Origin of the sequence: Pseudoalteromonas phenolica, from assembly GCF_005886345.1 — a bacterium.
Classification (GTDB): domain Bacteria; phylum Pseudomonadota; class Gammaproteobacteria; order Enterobacterales; family Alteromonadaceae; genus Pseudoalteromonas; species Pseudoalteromonas phenolica_A.
In genome coordinates this window covers 1-247 of the sequence record NZ_PNEC01000140.1, presented here as the reverse complement: position 1 = coordinate 247, position 247 = coordinate 1, and the positions used below count along the sequence as shown (strand labels likewise).

At 36.4% G+C, this 247-nt stretch carries 1 protein-coding gene; it reads right to left on the bottom strand.

The annotated features are described in order from the left end of the window. On the bottom strand, positions 1-247 hold a 247-nt coding region (locus CWB72_RS20390; RefSeq protein WP_436409872.1), incomplete at both ends, for a hypothetical protein.

Genomic DNA, 247 nt, shown 5'->3' with positions numbered 1-247 from the left:
GCATCATTAAAACTCAACTTGTCTTCGAACATTTTTGTAAGAATAAAATTCGTAGACCCGTTTACAATGGCTTTAATGGAATGCAATAAATCGTTATCGTAATATTCTTCTAAATTTCTGATCACCGGAATAGAAGCACACACCGCAGATTCATATAATAATGAGTGACCCGTTTTTTCTTGCAATTCGAGCAAAGCAGGTAAATGCTCGGCCAGCATTTTTTTGCTGGCACTAACTACTGATTTCC